The 16147-nt window shown below is 71.6% G+C and carries 16 protein-coding genes; 8 read left to right on the top strand and 8 right to left on the bottom strand.

Annotation, left to right across the window (positions count from 1 at the left end; genetic code table 11):
- Positions 1–67 precede the first annotated feature (67 nt).
- The 5 genes from MKK82_RS06900 (at position 68) to MKK82_RS06920 (ending at position 4994) form a co-directional block, all read left to right on the top strand.
- Positions 68–523, top strand: a complete 456-nt coding sequence (locus tag MKK82_RS06900; protein WP_238290219.1) for a (2Fe-2S)-binding protein — start codon at positions 68–70, stop codon at positions 521–523.
- Positions 524–584: 61 nt separating this feature from the next.
- A complete protein-coding gene (locus tag MKK82_RS06905; RefSeq protein WP_243985078.1) occupies positions 585–2780 on the top strand; it encodes a xanthine dehydrogenase family protein molybdopterin-binding subunit in 2196 nt (731 codons plus the stop codon).
- A gap of 137 nt (positions 2781–2917) precedes the next feature.
- On the top strand, positions 2918–3538 hold the full coding sequence (locus MKK82_RS06910) for a uracil-DNA glycosylase family protein (RefSeq protein ID WP_243985080.1): 621 nt from the start codon (positions 2918–2920) through the stop codon (positions 3536–3538).
- Between the two features lie 359 nt (positions 3539–3897).
- Complete coding sequence (pyrF, locus tag MKK82_RS06915; protein ID WP_243985083.1) at positions 3898–4590, top strand: orotidine-5'-phosphate decarboxylase; 693 nt, start codon at positions 3898–3900, stop codon at positions 4588–4590.
- A 59-nt stretch (positions 4591–4649) separates the two neighbouring features.
- Positions 4650–4994, top strand: a complete 345-nt coding sequence (locus MKK82_RS06920) for a DUF1330 domain-containing protein (RefSeq protein ID WP_238290226.1) — start codon at positions 4650–4652, stop codon at positions 4992–4994.
- 35 nt (positions 4995–5029) lie between these two features.
- Here MKK82_RS06920 and MKK82_RS06925 read toward each other — a convergent pair whose 3' ends face one another.
- Entirely contained in the window at positions 5030–5659 is a 630-nt protein-coding gene (locus MKK82_RS06925) for a TetR/AcrR family transcriptional regulator (protein WP_238290227.1), read from the bottom strand.
- A gap of 156 nt (positions 5660–5815) precedes the next feature.
- Here MKK82_RS06925 and MKK82_RS06930 point away from each other — a divergent pair, with 156 nt between their 5' ends.
- Complete coding sequence (locus MKK82_RS06930; RefSeq protein WP_243985085.1) at positions 5816–6586, top strand: SDR family NAD(P)-dependent oxidoreductase; 771 nt, start codon at positions 5816–5818, stop codon at positions 6584–6586.
- Positions 6587–6644: 58 nt separating this feature from the next.
- Here the strand turns inward: MKK82_RS06930 and MKK82_RS06935 are convergent, their stop codons facing one another.
- The 4 genes from MKK82_RS06935 to MKK82_RS06950 all read right to left on the bottom strand — a co-directional run bounded on the left by MKK82_RS06935 (position 6645) and on the right by MKK82_RS06950 (position 9169).
- The gene (locus MKK82_RS06935) at positions 6645–6842 is read right to left on the bottom strand and encodes a hypothetical protein (protein WP_238290229.1); all 198 of its coding nucleotides are present in this window, start codon (positions 6840–6842) and stop codon (positions 6645–6647) included.
- A gap of 218 nt (positions 6843–7060) precedes the next feature.
- Positions 7061–7624: an isochorismatase family cysteine hydrolase gene (locus tag MKK82_RS06940; protein ID WP_313902086.1), complete on the bottom strand. Its 564-nt coding sequence runs from the start codon at positions 7622–7624 to the stop codon at positions 7061–7063.
- Positions 7625–7910: 286 nt separating this feature from the next.
- A complete protein-coding gene (locus MKK82_RS06945) occupies positions 7911–8420 on the bottom strand; it encodes a ferritin-like domain-containing protein (protein ID WP_238290230.1) in 510 nt (169 codons plus the stop codon).
- Between the two features lie 149 nt (positions 8421–8569).
- The gene (locus tag MKK82_RS06950; protein WP_243985087.1) at positions 8570–9169 is read right to left on the bottom strand and encodes a PAS domain-containing protein; all 600 of its coding nucleotides are present in this window, start codon (positions 9167–9169) and stop codon (positions 8570–8572) included.
- 586 nt (positions 9170–9755) lie between these two features.
- Between MKK82_RS06950 and MKK82_RS06955 the strand changes: the two genes are divergently transcribed.
- Entirely contained in the window at positions 9756–10142 is a 387-nt protein-coding gene (locus MKK82_RS06955; RefSeq protein ID WP_243985089.1) for a hypothetical protein, read from the top strand.
- A 12-nt stretch (positions 10143–10154) separates the two neighbouring features.
- Positions 10155–10511: a hypothetical protein gene (locus tag MKK82_RS06960; protein WP_243985092.1), complete on the top strand. Its 357-nt coding sequence runs from the start codon at positions 10155–10157 to the stop codon at positions 10509–10511.
- Positions 10512–10631: 120 nt separating this feature from the next.
- Here MKK82_RS06960 and MKK82_RS06965 read toward each other — a convergent pair whose 3' ends face one another.
- From MKK82_RS06965 to MKK82_RS06975, 3 genes are all read right to left on the bottom strand, one after another.
- Positions 10632–11177: a hypothetical protein gene (locus MKK82_RS06965; RefSeq protein WP_243985094.1), complete on the bottom strand. Its 546-nt coding sequence runs from the start codon at positions 11175–11177 to the stop codon at positions 10632–10634.
- A 200-nt stretch (positions 11178–11377) separates the two neighbouring features.
- Positions 11378–12127: a class I SAM-dependent methyltransferase gene (locus MKK82_RS06970; RefSeq protein ID WP_243985096.1), complete on the bottom strand. Its 750-nt coding sequence runs from the start codon at positions 12125–12127 to the stop codon at positions 11378–11380.
- 486 nt (positions 12128–12613) lie between these two features.
- Positions 12614–16093 carry a PAS domain S-box protein gene (locus tag MKK82_RS06975; protein WP_243985098.1) on the bottom strand — a complete coding sequence of 1160 codons (3480 nt, stop codon included), beginning with the start codon at positions 16091–16093 and terminating at the stop codon, positions 12614–12616.
- Positions 16094–16147 lie beyond the last annotated feature (54 nt).

Consider the following 16147-nt stretch of genomic DNA (forward strand, 5'->3'; position numbering starts at 1 on the left):
CCGATCGAGGCCGCGGACCGTGAACCGGGACGCCCGGGCGCACGCGTCGTGTAAGGGGTCGCCGACCATGCCGAATCTCACCGTCAACGGCGTCACGCACGCGATCGACGCCGACCCCGACATGCCGCTGCTCTGGGTGCTGCGGGACCGGCTCGACGCCACCGGCACCAAGTACGGCTGCGGCATCGCGCAGTGCGGCGCCTGCACGGTCCACCTCGACGGCCAGCCGGTCCGCGCCTGCCAGACGAAGGTCGGCGATGTCGGCGCCGCGCAGGTGACCACCATCGAGGGCGTATCGGGCCGGGTGGCGGAGGCCGTGCAGGCCGCGTGGCGCAAGCTCGACGTCGTCCAGTGCGGCTACTGCCAGTCCGGCCAGATCATGTCGGCGATCGGCCTGCTCTCGGGCAACGCCACGCCGAGCGACGCCGACATCGACGGCGCCATGGACGGCAACATCTGCCGCTGCGGCACCTACCAGCGCATCCGCGCGGCGATTCACGAAGCCGCGCGCAGCCTCGCCTGATCCGTCCCGGCGCCCACTTTCCCCCGCCCTGCCCCGCGGTCCCGACCGGAGCCTCGCCGCCATGCTGAACGCCCGTCGACCGAATCCCCTCCCCGCCCGGCCCAGCCGCCGCGGCCTGCTGGCCGGCGCCGGCGCCCTCGTGGTCGCCTTCCGCCTCGACCCGAAATCCGCCCGCGCGGCGTCCGGCCCGAACCTCGCCGACGTGAAGGCCCAGCCCAACGCCTTCGTGCGCATCGGCGCGGACGACACCGTGACGGTGGTGATCAAGCACCTCGACATGGGCCAGGGGAACACCACCGGGCTGGCCACGATCCTGGCCGACGAGCTCGGCGCCGACTGGGCGAAGGTCCGCACCGAGTTCGCCCCCGCGGACGCGACGCTCTACAACAACAGCCTGATGGGACCGATCCAGGGCACCGGCGGCTCCACCGCGGTGGCCAATTCCTGGTTCCAGCTGCGCAAGGCGGGTGCCGCCGCCCGCGAGATGCTGATGGCCGAGGCGGCCTTCCACTGGAAGGTGCCGGTGTCGCAGATCACCGTGGCCGAGGGTGTGGTCCGCCACGAGCCGTCCGGCCGGCAGGCCCGGTTCGGGGAGCTGGCGGCCTCCGCGGCCTCCTTGCCGGTGCCCTCGGAGCCGCGGCTCAAGGACCCGAGCGAGTGGCGGCTGATCGGTCGGACGATCCCGCGCCTCGACTCCGTGGCCAAGACCGACGGCACGGCGATCTACTCCCTCGACATCCGCCGCCCGAACCAAGTCACCGCGGTGGTGGCCCGGGCGCCGCGCTTCGGCGCCACCGTGAAGTCCTTCGACGCCGCCGCCGCCCGCACGGTCGCGGGCGTGCTCGACGTGGTGCAGGTGCCGACCGGCGTGGCGGTGATCGCCCGCGACACGTGGTCGGCCATGAAGGGCCGCGAGGCGCTCACGGTCGCCTGGGACGACAGCACCGCCGAGACCCGCTCGTCCGACGCGATCCTGGCCGAGTACCGGGAGCGGGCCAAGGGCCCCGGCCTGACGGCCTCCGAGCGCGGCGACCCGCAGGCGGCGCTGAAGGGCGCCGCCAAGGTCGTCGAGGCCGAGTTCACCTTCCCGTACCTCGCCCACGCGGCGATGGAGCCGCTCAACGCCACGATCGAGCGGGCGGCCGACGGCGGCTACGACGTCTACGCGGGCTTCCAGTTCCAGACCGTCGAGCAGGCCACGATGGCGGCGATCCTCGGGGTGACGTCCGACCGGGTGCGGCTGCACAGCAACTGGGCCGGCGGCTCCTTCGGGCGCCGGGCGACCCCGACCGCCGACTACCTCGCGGAGGCCGCCGCCGTCTTCAAGGCGTCGGGCGAGAAGGCCCCGGTCCACCTCGTCTGGACCCGCGAGGACGACATGGCCGGCGGCTATTACCGCCCGACCGTGCTGCACAAGGTCCGGGCCGGAATCGACGGCAAGGGCGCGGTGGTCGGCTGGGACCACGTCATGGTCGGCAAGTCGATCATGATCGGCTCGCCCTTCGAGGCGATGATCGTCAAGAACGGCATCGACTCCACCACCGTGGAGGGCGCCTCCGACACGCCCTACGCGCTGCCGGCCTACCGGTTCGGCGTCCATAACGGCCGCGAGGGCGTGCCGGTCCTGTGGTGGCGCTCGGTCGGCCACACCCACACCGCCCACGTGATGGAGGTGATGATCGACGAGTTGGCCCACGCCGCCGACGTCGATCCGGTGGCCTACCGGCTCTCCCTCCTGACCCAGGCGCCGCGCCTGTCCGGCGTCCTCAAGCTCGCCGCCGACAAGGCCGGCTGGGCGAACAAGCCGCAGGACCAGGGTCGCGGCCTCGGGGTGGCGGTCCACGAATCCTTCGGCTCCTACGTCGCCATGGTGGCCGACGTGACCGCGCAGGATGGGGCAATCCGGGTGAACCGGATCGTGGCGGCGGTGGATGTCGGCGTGCCGGTGAATCCGGACGTGATCCGCGCGCAGGTCGAGGGCGCGGTGGGCTTCGCCCTGTCGGCGGTGCTCCGGAACCGCATCACCCTCAAGGACGGGCGGGTGCAGGAGCACAATTTCGACGCCTACGAGCCGACCCGGATGAGCGAGATGCCCCGGGTGGAGGTGCACATCGTGCCGAGCCAGGTGGCGCCCACCGGCATCGGCGAGCCGGGCGTCCCCGTCCTGGGGCCGGCGATCGCCAACGCGGTCTTCGCCGCCACCGGCCGGCGCCTGCGCTCGCTGCCGCTGGACCTGTCCGGGGTGAAGGGCGCGTGAGGAATCGCACGTTCCGCGGGCGCGGATCGGCGTAGGACGGTGGGGCCTTCCCCCCAAGGCAAGAGACCCGACTGAAGACGGCGCGGCGCAACACCGCGCCGTTTCTTTTTTGCGCGCCGACGCGCCATCTCCGGGTCATGCCGTTCGACGACACCGCCGCGCGCCTGCGCGCCTGCCGCCTCTGCCGGGACGCCCCGCGCTACGGCCCGCCCCTGCCCCAGGAACCCCGGCCGATCGTGCAGGGCTCGGCCACGGCCCGTCTCTGCATCGCCAGCCAGGCCCCCGGAACGCGCGCGCACCGCACCGGGCAGCCCTTCACCGATCCCTCGGGCGTGCGGCTGCGGTCCTGGCTGGGGCTCGACGCCCGGCAATTCTACGACGCCACCCGGGTCGCCATCGTGCCGATGGGCGCGTGCTTCCCGGGCCTCGACGCCAAGGGCGGCGACCGGCCGCCCCGCCGGGAATGCGCCGAAACCTGGCGGGCGGAACTCGTCTCCGGCCTGCCACACCTCGAATTGATCCTGGTGATCGGCCAGTACGCGCAAGCCTGGCACCTGGGGCGGATGGAGGGCGGGCTGACCGGCACGGTGCGGCGCTGGCGGGAGATCCTGTCCGAGCCGCGCCGCCCGCGGGTGCTGCCCCTGCCCCACCCGTCCTGGCGCAACAACGGCTGGCTCAAGCGCGAGCCCTGGTTCGCGGCGGATCTGCTGCCGGTGCTGCGGGCCGAGGTGGCGCGGGTGATGGCGGGTGATCCCTGAGCCCGTCGCCGGCGAGGTCGCGAATGCCGGCTTCTCCCGCGGGGATCGGCAGGCGGTGTCCGACAGCCCCGGATCGGCGGGCGCGCGATGGGCCGGAATGCGCCCGCGGCCGCCCGGCGGGCCGGGCGGGCACCGAGACCCGCGGTCGCCCGTCCCGGTGCCCGCCGGTTGCGATGCGCGCCGCCTGCGCGGCCGGCGGTCCCGGCCGGCGCGCATGGGACGCGGCGCCGGGCGGAGAACGCCGGGCGGCCCGGCCGGGGGCGGCCGAGCGGGTCTGAGACCCGGCGGCCCGCCCCGGGGCCGCATTGACAGGGATCGCCGGCCCGTGATCCGTGCTGCGACTCCCGAAGGACGCCCCGATGACCGACCCTGCCGACCCCCGCGACCGCCTGATCGTGGCCCTGGACCTGCCCGGCGTGCCCGAGGCCGAGGCGCTGATCGACCGGATCGGCGACGCCGCGACCGTCTACAAGATCGGCTACCAGCTGGGCTACGCGGGCGGCCTCGCCCTCGCCGAGCGGCTGGCGGCGCGCGGCCTGAAGGTCTTCCTCGACTTGAAGCTTCACGACATCGGCAACACCGTCGAGGAGGGCGTGCGCGCGGCCTCGGGCTCGGGCGCCACCTTCCTCACCGTCCACGCCTATCCGCAGACCATGCGGGCGGCCCTGCGCGGCCGGGGCGCGGGCCTGAAGATCCTCGCCGTGACGGTGCTCACCTCCTACGACGATGCCGACGCCGCGGAGGCCGGCTATGCCCTGCCGGTGGCGGAGCTCGTCGCCCGGCGCGCCGCCCAGGCCGCCGAGATCGGCCTCGACGGCCTGGTCTGCTCGGCCGCCGAGGCGGCCTCGGTCCGGCGGATCGTCGGGCCGGGCCGGCTGATCGTCACCCCGGGCATCCGCCCGGCGGGCGCCGAGGCCGGCGACCAGAAGCGGGTGATGACGCCGGCCGCCGCCCGCACGGCCGGGATCGACCACGTGGTGGTCGGTCGCCCGATCACCGGCACGGCGGATCCCCGCGCGGTGGCACAGGCGATCGTGGCGGACCTCGCCTGACCGGGCATTGCCTTCGCGCGGATCGGATCCACTTCGTTGCGCATCAGAGGAGACGCGGCATGACGAAGGGCTACTGGATCGCGCGGATCGATGTCCGCGACGCGGAGGCCTACAAGGACTACGTGGCGGCCAACGGCGTCGCCTTCGCGAAGTTCGGCGGCCGCTTCCTCGTGCGCGGCGGCGCCCACGAGGCGGTGATGGGACAGGCCCGGTCGCGCAACGTGGTGATCGAGTTCCCGACCTACGCCGACGCCCTCGCCTGCTGGAACTCCGACCTCTACCAGGCCGCCAAGGCCAAGCAGCGCGGCGGCGTGGAGGCCGAGATCCTGGTGATCGAGGGCTATGACGGCCCGCAGCCCAGCGCCTCCGAGCCGGCGCCGGACGCGGGACCGGCCTCCGAGTAGCCCGCGGCGCCGCGGGCGTAGCCCTCCCGGGAGGGCTACGCCCGCCGCCCTGCCGGCGCGAGGCTCCGCAGCAGGAACGCCGTCATGACCTCCACGGACGGTGCCGGCTGAAGGGGCGAGGCACCCACCAGCAGCGGATGGGTGTAGCGGGCGATGGCGGTGTGGATGCAGGCCGCCGCCTGGGCGGGGTCGTCGGCCTCGAAGGCGCCGCGCGCCACCCCGTCGCGGATGATCCGTTCGAATCCGGCGGTGATCCGGGCGACATGGTGGCGGCAGACCTCCCAGCTCTCCGCCATCGCCGCCTCGATCATCTCGTGCAGGCGGGGAAAGGCTTCGCAGCGCCGGGTGCAGTCGCGGTGCAGGGTCTCGATCGCCGCCGCGAGGCGCGCGGTGGCGTCGAGGCCGGGGCGGTCGGCGATCTCCGAGATCACCGCCTCGCTCTCCCCGATCAGGCGCTCCAGCACCGCCTCGTTGATCGCCTTCTTCGAGTCGAAGAAGCGGTAGACGTTGGCGGGGCTCATCTTCAGCGTCCGGGCGATGTCGGCGACCGTCGTCTTCTGGTAGCCGATCTCGCGAAAATACGTGTCGGCCGCCGCGAGGATGCGGCTGCGGGTGTCGGGGGCGCACTCCTCCGTGGGCAGGGGGATCGTGTCGTCGAGGGACATGCGTCCTCCCTAGGGCATGCGGGCGCGGAGCGTCAAAGGCGCCAACCCCGGATCGGGTTCCGCCTGCGGCCGGTGCGCACGCCTGGAACCGGCCCCGGCGGCACCGATTGCCCCCGCATCCGGCCGCGACCGCGGTGCGCCTGAGAGGGACCAGCGATGAGCTTCACCGATACCCGTGCCCTCGTCACCGGGGCCGATTCCGGCATCGGGCAGGCGACCGCGGAGCTGCTGGCCCGCGCCGGCGCCGACGTGGCGATCACCTACCACACCGACGAGGCCGGCATCCGCGAGACCGCCGGCCGGGTCGAGGCCGCCGGGCGCCGGGCGCTGGTGCTCCAGCTCGACGTCGGCGACCCGGCCGCCGTCACGGCCGCTTTCGACCGGATCGGCAGCGAGTTCGGCACCCTCGATCTCCTGGTGGCCAATGCCGGCCAGGCCATGAGCGGCGTGCCGGTCGCCGAGATGGACGACGCGCTGCTGGAGCGGATCCTGCGGGTGAACCTCATGGGGCCGCTGTTCTGCGCGCGGCCGTTCATCAAGATGCGCAAGGCGCAGGGCGGGAACGGCAAGATCGTGTTCGTGTCGTCGGTGGCCCAGCACCTGCCGACGCCGGAGAGCGCGCCCTACGGCATGTCGAAGGCCGGCCTGGGCTCCCTGTGCCGCTCCCTGTCGCGGGAACTTGCCGAGGACCGGATCAACGTCAACAACGTGGCGCCGGGCCTGATCGAGACGCCGATGACGGCGGACCGCTTCGAGAAGCCGGAGGTGCTCGAGCAGTCGCTGGAGCGGATTCCGTGGCGCCGGGCCGGGCGGCCGGAGGAGATCGCCCGGGCGATCCTCTACCTCGCCTCGGACGCGGCCGATTACGTCACCGGCCACACCCTGGTGGTCGATGGCGGGCTGACGATGCAGTGGGGCGGGGCCTGAACGACGAACGGCGCCGGACCCGCGTCCGGCGCCGCTCCGAGCCCGCGGAGAGGACGGCTCAGGAGCCGAACTGCGAGCCGAGCCGCTCGAGGTATTCGGCGAGGTCGACGCCGCCGATCCGCTTGCCGTAGTCGAAGCGCATGCCTTGGCGGATGTCGACGCTGGCGTCGCGCGTCGTCAGTGTGAAGGGACGGACGCAGATCCAGGCTCCGTCACGACGGTGCTCGAAGTAGCCGAGGATCTCGTGCTTGGCCATGATCTATCCTCCGAAGCCGTGTTTGGAGACATAACGGCCGCGCTCGCCGGCGGTTCACCCGGAGCGACTGTTTTTCGCACACGATCTGGTGGAGACCGGCGTGCCGGCGACCAGCCGAGAGACGAGACCGCGCGGCCTGTTCTGGCGTGAGCTTGACCATACGCCCGCGAAGCTTGGCGCTGGCCGGCCGAATGCTCCGCGCGTGGTTCCCGGTCCGCTCACTGCCAGCAATCGAGGATCTCGGCGGTGGTCATCGTCTGGACCTGATGCCCATAGCGCATCCGGTACATCAGCAGCAGCGCGTCGTGCGCCTCGTCGCAGGAACTGCAGAGGCCGTCGGTGGCCAGTACGATGCGGTAGCCGCGGTCCACGCCGCCGAGCACCGCGGCCAGGACGCAGACATCCGTCTCCGCGCCGGTGACGATGAGGGTGTCGACGCCCCGCGCCTGCAGGCGCGCGTCGAGGTCCGTGTCGAGCCAGGGCGAGTAGACGCCCTTGTCGATCACCTCCGCGGGCGGGGTCAGCCGCGCGAGGTCCGGGACGAGGTCGATCATCTCGGGGGCGAGGTGTTCCCGGGTCATCGACGCCCATCGCTTCGAGTAGGTCGCCCAGGTGCCGCGGCCCTCCCCAGGCCGTCCGGCGGGGATGTAGCGGGTGAAGATGGTCCGGGCCGGATGCGCCGCGGCGAGGCGGGACACGTGCGGCAGGACCCGCGTCATCCACGGGGTCTGCCAATCCGTGGGCTCGGCGAACATGCGCTGCATGTCCACGCACAGATGCACGCAACGCTCCCCCAGGGGCTGCGCGGAGGCCCCGCCGTCCGATCCGTGATTGGATCCGTGATTGCCCGTCAAGTGACCGCTATCCGTGCTCATAATCGCGAAATCGGGCCAGGATCGGGGTTGTTCCTGCGGTGAAGAGGTGCCGGCCCGCGGGGTCGCCAACCCCTCCGGTCCGCCGGGGTGCTCCCCGGCGGGGACAGGGTGTCGACGGGGCGACCAGTCCGGTCGCGGTGCCGTGCCGGAGGGACAAGAGGTCCCGCGCCGCCCGTCTCCGGCGGCGCGGGACCTAGCGGTCCGCCTTCTCGCCGGCGGTGGTCAATTGCAGGTAGCGCTCCGTGGTCGGCCGGATCAGGTTGCGCACCGCCTCGGCCATGGTCTGCTCCTCCTTCAGCGATTGCTGGAAGGCCGTGCGGTGGCCCTGCTGGCCGGCCGCGTCGCCGATGGTGAGCAGCGACTCGTAGGCCGCGATCTCGAAATTCTCGAACGCATGGTTGGCGTAGGTGTTCTTCAGGATCTCGTCCTGGGCCGGCGCGTGGCCCAACGCCATCATGTTGCCGACGAAGCCCAGAAAGCCCTCCTTGAGGGCCGAGGGGCTGTCGCCCAGGCTCTGGAGCGCTTCCTCCAGGCGATGGCGCTGGCCGTGCGTCTCCTCGATGTGGCGGCGGAGCGCCTGCTCCATCTCGGGATAGCGCTCCAGGCGCTCGACCTGGCGCTCCATGATCTGCAGCGCCTGCATCTCGAGGGCGTGGGTATTCTTCAGGGCCGTGACGTAGATCTCGCGTGCGTCCAGGGCCATGGGGTTACCTCATCTCGGTTGCGAGCCAGGTGGCTCGTTCAACCAGGGAACGCAGACGTCGCACGGCCAAGTTCCGGCAGGATGGTCGCAGGGGCGGGGCTTCCGGACGGTGACCGGGATGCGGCTGGAGTGCGGCTGGGGCGCGCCGGTCAGTGCAGGGAGCCGGTCCGCGCGGCCCGCTCGCGGTCCGCCAAGCGCCGGCCGATCTCGAGCAGCAGGGTCTCGGTCAGCGCCACCAGGGGCGCGTCACCGAACTGCGAGACCATGTTGTGCAGCGAGAGGCACAGGTCGGCGGTCCGGTTGAGGGCGTCGTCGATCGTGGCGCCGTCGCGGATCGCGAAGGCCGCACCGGCGGACTTGCTGTCCGTGATCTCGACGATCACCCCCCGGCCGGTGGTGGGCCGGCCATCCTGGTCGAGGTAGAAGTGCCCGCGGGTGAACAGCCACCGCAGCTGGCCCTCCGGCGAGCACACGCGGTACTCGGCCGTGTAGGAGCCGCCGGTCTGAACGCAGTCCAGGATGACCTGCGAGATGTGCGCCTGATCGTCCGGGTGGATGGCCTTGAGGATCTCGGAGAGGCTGACGCCCGCGCGCGACCGGGCGGGGCTGATGTTGAACAGCAGGGCGCTGACCGGATCCGCCCGCGCCTCGTCCCGGAGGATGTCCCACATCCAGAAGCCGACGCCGCCCGAGGCTTCCAGGGCCGCGACCAGGGCGGCCTCGGAGACGACGTCGTGCGCGTGATCCATCCGAGACGTCTCCCGATCCCGTCGCCCGCGATAGGCGGCGCTGCGCGAGGCCCGGGAGCCCGCCAAAACCCGATTTTCGCCGCTTCGATCCGAGATCGCGCGCGATCGAATCGTGTCTACACGCGTGTCTACAAGTATGCGCGTCCCGTGTCTGTATCCCGGATCGCAGGTCGGCCGTGCCGCCCGGGGCCCTCCGTCCGGCACGCGGCGTCAGGTCGGCCGCTTCGCCCGGAGAATTCCGGGCCGCGGCCACGGCGCGCGACGACCGCCCGCCGCATCCGGCAGGCGGGCTTCCTCCGGACGAACCGGGCGGACATGAATGTTCTCAGATTTGTGAGCGGCAAACGTCCTAACCTGAGTTATTCTCAGGGTGTCGGCACGATTGCTGACCATCCATGCCCTCTCGGACGTTCATTACCCCTCAGAGCTGACGAGAGGGCGTGGATGCCTCGGGCCCCGACGACGCTTCGGCTTGCGGCGCGACCGGCGACGTGTCGGTTGCCGCGCCGCATCGAGGCCGATGACGGCGGGTCTCCTCGCCGAAGGGCAGTAGCCCTCGACGCGCTTCGCATCCAAGATGCATCCGGTGGCCTTCACCCCGCGAGGCCATCGGCCGGATCCCCACCGAGCACCTGAAGGCGAAGGGCGACCTGAGATGACCGAGGAAGGCGATCCGTCCAACAAGATGTTCGAGGTCGCCGGACTGGCGGCGGCGATCGCCGACCGCATCCTCGAACAGCACGCGGCGGCCACGCCGATCCCGCCGGAGCAGTTCCGGATGCTGGTTCGGGCGGCGCGGATGCTGCTCGACAACGGCGTGCCGTGGCCGCCCTCGGTAGAGCACGTTGTGATGGAGGTGGCCAGGCGGGTGGAAGAGGCCAAGGCCGTCTCCGCGGGCGCCGCGGGTGCTTCTCAGGGCCACGATGTCGTGGTGAACCTGACGCAGGCCCTCGGCGCCATGAAGCGGTCCTGAGGGAGCGGTCCGATGGACGAACCGAAGGACGGACCGTCTGCCACGGACGCGGATGTCTCAGCGGCCCTGTCGGAAGTCCTGCGCCTCACGACGGCGCTCGCGGATCAGGTGCGCGCCGAGCTGATCGCCGGGCGGACCATCGGGAGGGACCAGAGCGACGCCCTGTCGACCGCCGTGAGCGGCCTCAGGCGGCAGGGCGTGATCCTGCCGCCCGCGCTGGAGCGGACGATCCACGACATCTCGCGGCGCGCCACGGCGGTGATCGCGCGGGCGGACCGGCCGACGGTCGGCGCCCTGTCCTGGACCTTCGGCAGGATGCGCGGTCGCCAGCGATTGATCCTGTCTGCCCGGAAGACGCGGGACGCCTAGGACGCAGGCGGTCCGGGGCGCAGGATGCCTGGGACGGAGGACGCGTTCGTCGCGGTCCGGCCGGATCCGGATCTCGGGGGCGATCCTGCGGCGGCCGACCCTGCGGCGTCTGCGCCCGCCTCAGCCGACCAGGGCGGCGGCAGGCGCCGGGCTCACCGGCTGGGTCGGCTTCTCCGCCGCGTCGCGGCCGTTCGGGGGGCGGACGGTTTCCGGGGCGGGGGCAGCCGGAGGCGGCAGCGGGAGTGCACCCGTGTCGGACCGCGCCTGATGCGTGATCTGGGGAAGATTCTCCTGGTCCTTCCGGTCTTGCGGCAGCTTTGCGCGCAGGTGCTGCAGCATGTCCTTCGCGACCTGAAGCTTATATTGGTGATGCTCGGTTTCGGCCAGGCGTCGCTTCTCCGTCTCGACTTCCCGGCCCTGTGCCTCCTGCGCCTGATGCTGTAGTTCCAGTGACGCGAGGGCCAGGCTGGTCGACACGCGCGCGAGAAGGTCGCTCGTTTTCAGGGACGGACGCGATGCGAAGACATAGAAGGTATTCGCGATCAGGAACGCCAGCAGGATAAACAGCGCGATGTCGGAGGCGCGACCGGAGACGGTCCAGAACACCAGTACGGCCAGCGTCGCCAGGGCAGAAAAGCCCAGTAGTATGTAGCGAAGGATTGTCACGAGTAACCGTCAACTAGATTAAGGTATTGCAGTTAGAGCGTCAATTTGAGGCTATAATGTGAATAGATTGGCAATTGTAGGGCGGGGATTTTGCCGCGGCGCTCTACGGAACCCGTTCGCGATCCTCTTTGAAAGGTCGGGACGGCCGCGGGCCCCGGGGGTGCCGCAGCGGCGAACGGGGGCCGCCGCGCGGCTTCGGCCTAGGTCTTTCCCAGCAGCATGAGTCTCAGCTTGTTCACGACTCCGGACGGGAGTTCGCGGATCAGCGGCCTGAAGGCGATCTCCCTGTACGACGCCGCGGCCTCGTATTTCTCCGGGTGAACGATATCCAGGGGATAGGCGCCCAGCCGCCTGCGCGAGACGTAGTCCTCGAACGTTCCGACGCGTTCCGTGCTCTCGCCATCGACGTAGACGAGGATGTTCTGTTTGTACCAGAAATGTACGTCGTCTCGATGCCAGATCTGCGGCCTGATGACGTCGAAATACCGATATCCGCGCTGGGCAAACCTGTCCGCCCACCAGGATTGCCACCTCTCATTGATATGGCGAAACCCACCCTGGTACGGGATCGCGGCTCCGAAGAGTATGACGTCGCTGTGCCTGACGAGATTGTCGACCATGATATCGGCCGATTCCGGCGACACATGCTCGGCGACCTCGAGGCTGATCGCGATATCGAACCGCCGCGCCAGATCGATGCTCGTCTCGAGGTCGTAGGTCACGAAATCGTTGGCCGCGATCCGCAACGCCTCGACGTTCGTCCAGGGGCCGTCGACGCCTTTGACCTCCCGGAACCCCAGATCCGACGCCTTCTCCAGCCAGATGCCGTCGCCGCATCCAATATCGAGGATGGATTTCGGGTCAAAAATCTCCCGTATGACCGAGAGAGCGGCCGCTGCGGAAGCAACCGTCTTCGCACTGTGCCTCTGGTGCCAGCTAAAGTCGTACATGCGACTGTCCGTGGGGCAAAGTTCAGTCAGTTTCGAATCTTTAGAGTGGATTGCGCCAATAATCAATATAAATTTTATTAGCAATATATTTAGTACAAAGCCAAGATTAAGACGATCGACGCGGCAGTCGGCGACCATGGCGTCTTTGGGCGCCGATTGAGCGGCAAATATTTTTCATCAAGACGTTATGACATCGAAGGCGATAATTTGCACTGTATATCATGCTGTTCGTCCGGGTGCCGCCGTCGCCGCGGGAAAATCATCTTGCGTGATCTTCGCCGATACGTTGCCCGGCCTGGGACGCGACCCGGTTCCGTCGCCGCCCACAGGCCCGGCTGCGGCCCGCCCGCGCGGTCCGGATCCGGGGCGAGCCTCCGCGGCGCGCCGGGACGCCGGGACGCCGGGACGTCGGTGCGGGGTGGCCGCTGCTGCGGGCCGCGTCCGCCGGCCGGCGACAGGCGGCCGCGCGGTGAACGGGCCCGCCCGTCAGGCCGCGCGCAGGGCGGCGATCTCGGTGATCGTCCGGCCGGCCTGGGCCTGGAGCGCGTCGAGCAGCGGGGCGACGTCGTCGCCGGCCCGGCAGGCGGCCTCGACCGCCCGGCAGGTCTCGGCGAGGGCCACGAACCCGACCATGCCGGCCGCCGACACCATCGCGTGCGCGTCCAGCATCAGCCGCTCGCGGCCGGCCGCGGGACCGTCGGCCCCGAGATCCGCCCCGAACCGCTGGGCGAGTTCCTTCGCCAGCATTCCCAGGAGATCGCCCATCCGCGCGCGGCCGACCATGTCGGTCATCTCGTCCAGCACGGCGCGGTCGATGGACGCCGCCGGATCCTGCGCCGGCTCGCTCGGCGGCACACTGCGGCCCGCCCAGCGGTCGACCGCCGCGAGCAGTGCCCCCGTGCGGAACGGCTTACCCACGTGGTCGTCGAGCCCGGCGGCGCGGAGATCCGCCACCTGCTGTGGCAGGACGTTCGCCGTCAGGGCCAGGACCGGCACGCGTCCGGCGGGGCCGCCGAGCGCGCGGATCCGCCGGGTGGCCGTGAGGCCGTCCATCACCGGCATCTGCACGTCCATCAGGACGAGGTCGTAGGCCTGGGCCTGCACCGCCGCCACGGCCGCGACGCCGTCGCCGACCACGTCCACCGCGTGCCCAGCCCCTTCCAGGATCGTCCGGGCGAGGTCCTGGTTCAGCGGCACGTCCTCCGCCAGGAGCAGGCGCCGGCCCGTGGCGCGGATGGCGGTCGCCGACGCCGGCTCGCACCGTCCCTCCGGGGTGGTGGCGGGGAGCGGCGCCGCGAACCAGAAGGTCGAGCCCTGCCCCGCGACGCTCGCGACCCCGATCGTCCCGCCCATGAGTTCGATCAGGGACTTCGAGATGGCGAGCCCCAGGCCGGTGCCGCCGTACTGACGGCTGACGGAGCCGTCGACCTGCGAGAAGCGCCGGAACAGCCGGTCGCACTTGTCGGCCGGGATGCCGATCCCGGTGTCGCGGATCGCGAAGCGCAGCGTCCCGGCGCCCCCCTCCTGCCCGGCCGGGCCGGCCTCGACCGACAGGTCGATGCGGCCCGCCGGGGTGAACTTCACGGCGTTGTTGAGGAGATTTAGGAGGATTTGCCGGAGCCGGTCCTCGTCGCCCCGGACCCAGGCGGGCAGGCCGGCCGCGCACGCGATGGCCAGCGCGAGTCCCTTGCGCTCGGCCGACGGGCGCACGATCGAGACGGCGTTGTCGATGAGCGCCGCGAGGGCGAAGGGCCGGGGCACGATCTCGATCTGCCCGGCCTCGACCTTCGAGAAGTCGAGGACGTCGTTGACCACCGTCAGGAGCGCGGCGCCGGCGCCGCGGATGCGGTCGGCGTGCCGGCGCGCCGCCGGGCCGAGATCCGGCTCGTCGAGCAGCAGGTCGGCGTAGCCGATCACGCCGTTGAGCGGCGTGCGGATCTCGTGGCTCATGGCGGCTAGGAACTCGCTCTTGGCCGCGCTCGCCCGCTCGGCCTCCAGGCGCGCGGCATCGGCCGCGGCCTTGGCGGCGATCAGCGCCGCCTCCGCGGCCTTGCGGGCGGTCACGTCGATGTTGAGGCCCAGCATCCGCCGCGTCCGGCCGTCCGGCCCGGGCACGCCGCGCCCGACCCCGTTGATCCAGCGCGTCCCGCCCTCCGGGGTCGGGACCCGGAACTCGATGGTGAAGGTTTCCCCGGTCTCGGCGGCCGCCGCGGCGGTCCGCAGGGCCCGCGCGCCGTCCTCGCGGTCGATCAGGGTGAGCCAGGTCCGCGTATCGATGCGGTACTCCCGGTCGGTCTCGATCCCGTGCAGGCGCGCGCTGCCCGGGGACCAGTCGATATGGCCGCTGTCGACGTCGAGGTGCCACGTGCCGGCGTCGGCGGCCTTCTGGGCGAGGAGCAGCAGGCTGCTCGCCTCCTCGACGGCGCGGCGCGCCGTCACGATCTCGTCGATGTCGAGGGCGGTACCGAGCATGCCGATCAGGGTCTCGCCCTGCCGGATCGGCAGGAGCACGAGCTTGTGCCAGCGATAGGCCCCGTCGTGCCGCCGCAGCCGACCCTCGACCTCGCAGGCGTCGTGGCGCGTCCGCGCCTCGGACCACCAGCGCTCCATCCGCTCCGCGTCGTCGGGGTGGTTGCGGGCGATCCGGGCGGCGCGCGAGGGCCCGATCGGGCCGTAGTAATCCGCGAAGCGGCGGTTGACGTAGGTGGCGTCGCCGGTCTCCAGGCCGGCGATCCACACGAGCTGGGGCAGCGCGTCCGCGAGGGCCCGGTAGCGCGCCTCGCTCAGGCGCAGCGCCGCCTCCGCGGCCTTGCGGCCGCTCACGTCGCGCAGGCTGGCCACGTAGCCGTCCGGCGCGCCGGTCGCCGGGTCCTGCGTCAGGCTGAAGGAGATCTCCAGCCAGACCCAGTGACCGTCCCGGTGGCGGTAGCGCTGGCAGGTCAGGGCCTGCGCGGTGCGGCCGCTGGTGAGGCCGTCGAGGACCGCGCGGTAGGACGCCACGTCCTCGGGGTGGACGAAGTCGAGGGGCTGCGTGCCGATCAGCGCCTCGGGCGCGTAGCCGAGGACCGCGCGCACGGCCGGCGAGACGTAGCGGCGGCAGGTTGTCAGGTCGGACCAGATGATGATGTCGGTGGTGTTCTCGGCCAGCAGCCGGTAGTGGCGCTCGCTCTCCTCCAGAGCCCGCTCGGCGATCCGGATCTGGGTGACGTCGCCGAAGGTGAGGACCGCGCCGCCATCGGCCAGGCCCGAGCGCCGGACCTCCAGGATGATCCCGCCGGGCAGGCGCCAGTCGAAGGCCGGCGGAAGCGCCCGCAGGTCGCGGCCGGCCGAGCCCAGCGGCAGGCCGGAATCCGCCGCGAAGTCGCCCCGGGCGCGCTGGTAGGCGTGGATGTCGGGGAAGGCCACGCCCGCGCGCAGGACATCCTCCGGCAGGTCCAGCAGCGCCGCGGCGCTCCGGTTGAACACCCGGACCCGCTGGGCGGCGTCGAGGATCACGAGGCCCTGGTCCATGCTGTCCAGAGTGCCGCGCAGGAGCGTGTCGGTGGCGTGCGCGCGCTGCTCGGACTGCACGAGGTCGGTCACGTCGAGCAGGAGCCCGTGCAGCGCCACCACCGTACCGTCGGGCCCGAGTTCGGGCAGCCCCTGGATGATCGCGTCGCAGCCGGTGCCGTCCGGGCGCAGGATGCGGGCCCGCGCCTGGTACGGGTGCGGGGGCGAGCGACCGGACAGGAGGTTCTCGACCCGTGCGACAACGGCGGCGCGGTCGTCCGGGTGGTAGCAGTCGAAATGCGCGTCCACGGAGAGGCTGCGCTCCGCGGGCGGGTCCCCTAGGACGCGCGACAGGCTCGCCGAGCGGGTCACGCGCCGGGTGCACGCATCGAGGCGCCACTGACCGAACCCGAAGACCCCGTCCCACGGCCCTTGGTCGCTTCCCGCGCAGTCCGGAGAAGGCACGTCTGGGGGCATCGGCGCGTCCGGATCCGTTCGACCGGCGCGAACCGCGCCCGGGGCACCCGCGGC

The sequence above is a fragment of the Methylobacterium sp. E-046 genome (assembly GCF_022829625.1).
Lineage (GTDB): Bacteria > Pseudomonadota > Alphaproteobacteria > Rhizobiales > Beijerinckiaceae > Methylobacterium > Methylobacterium longum.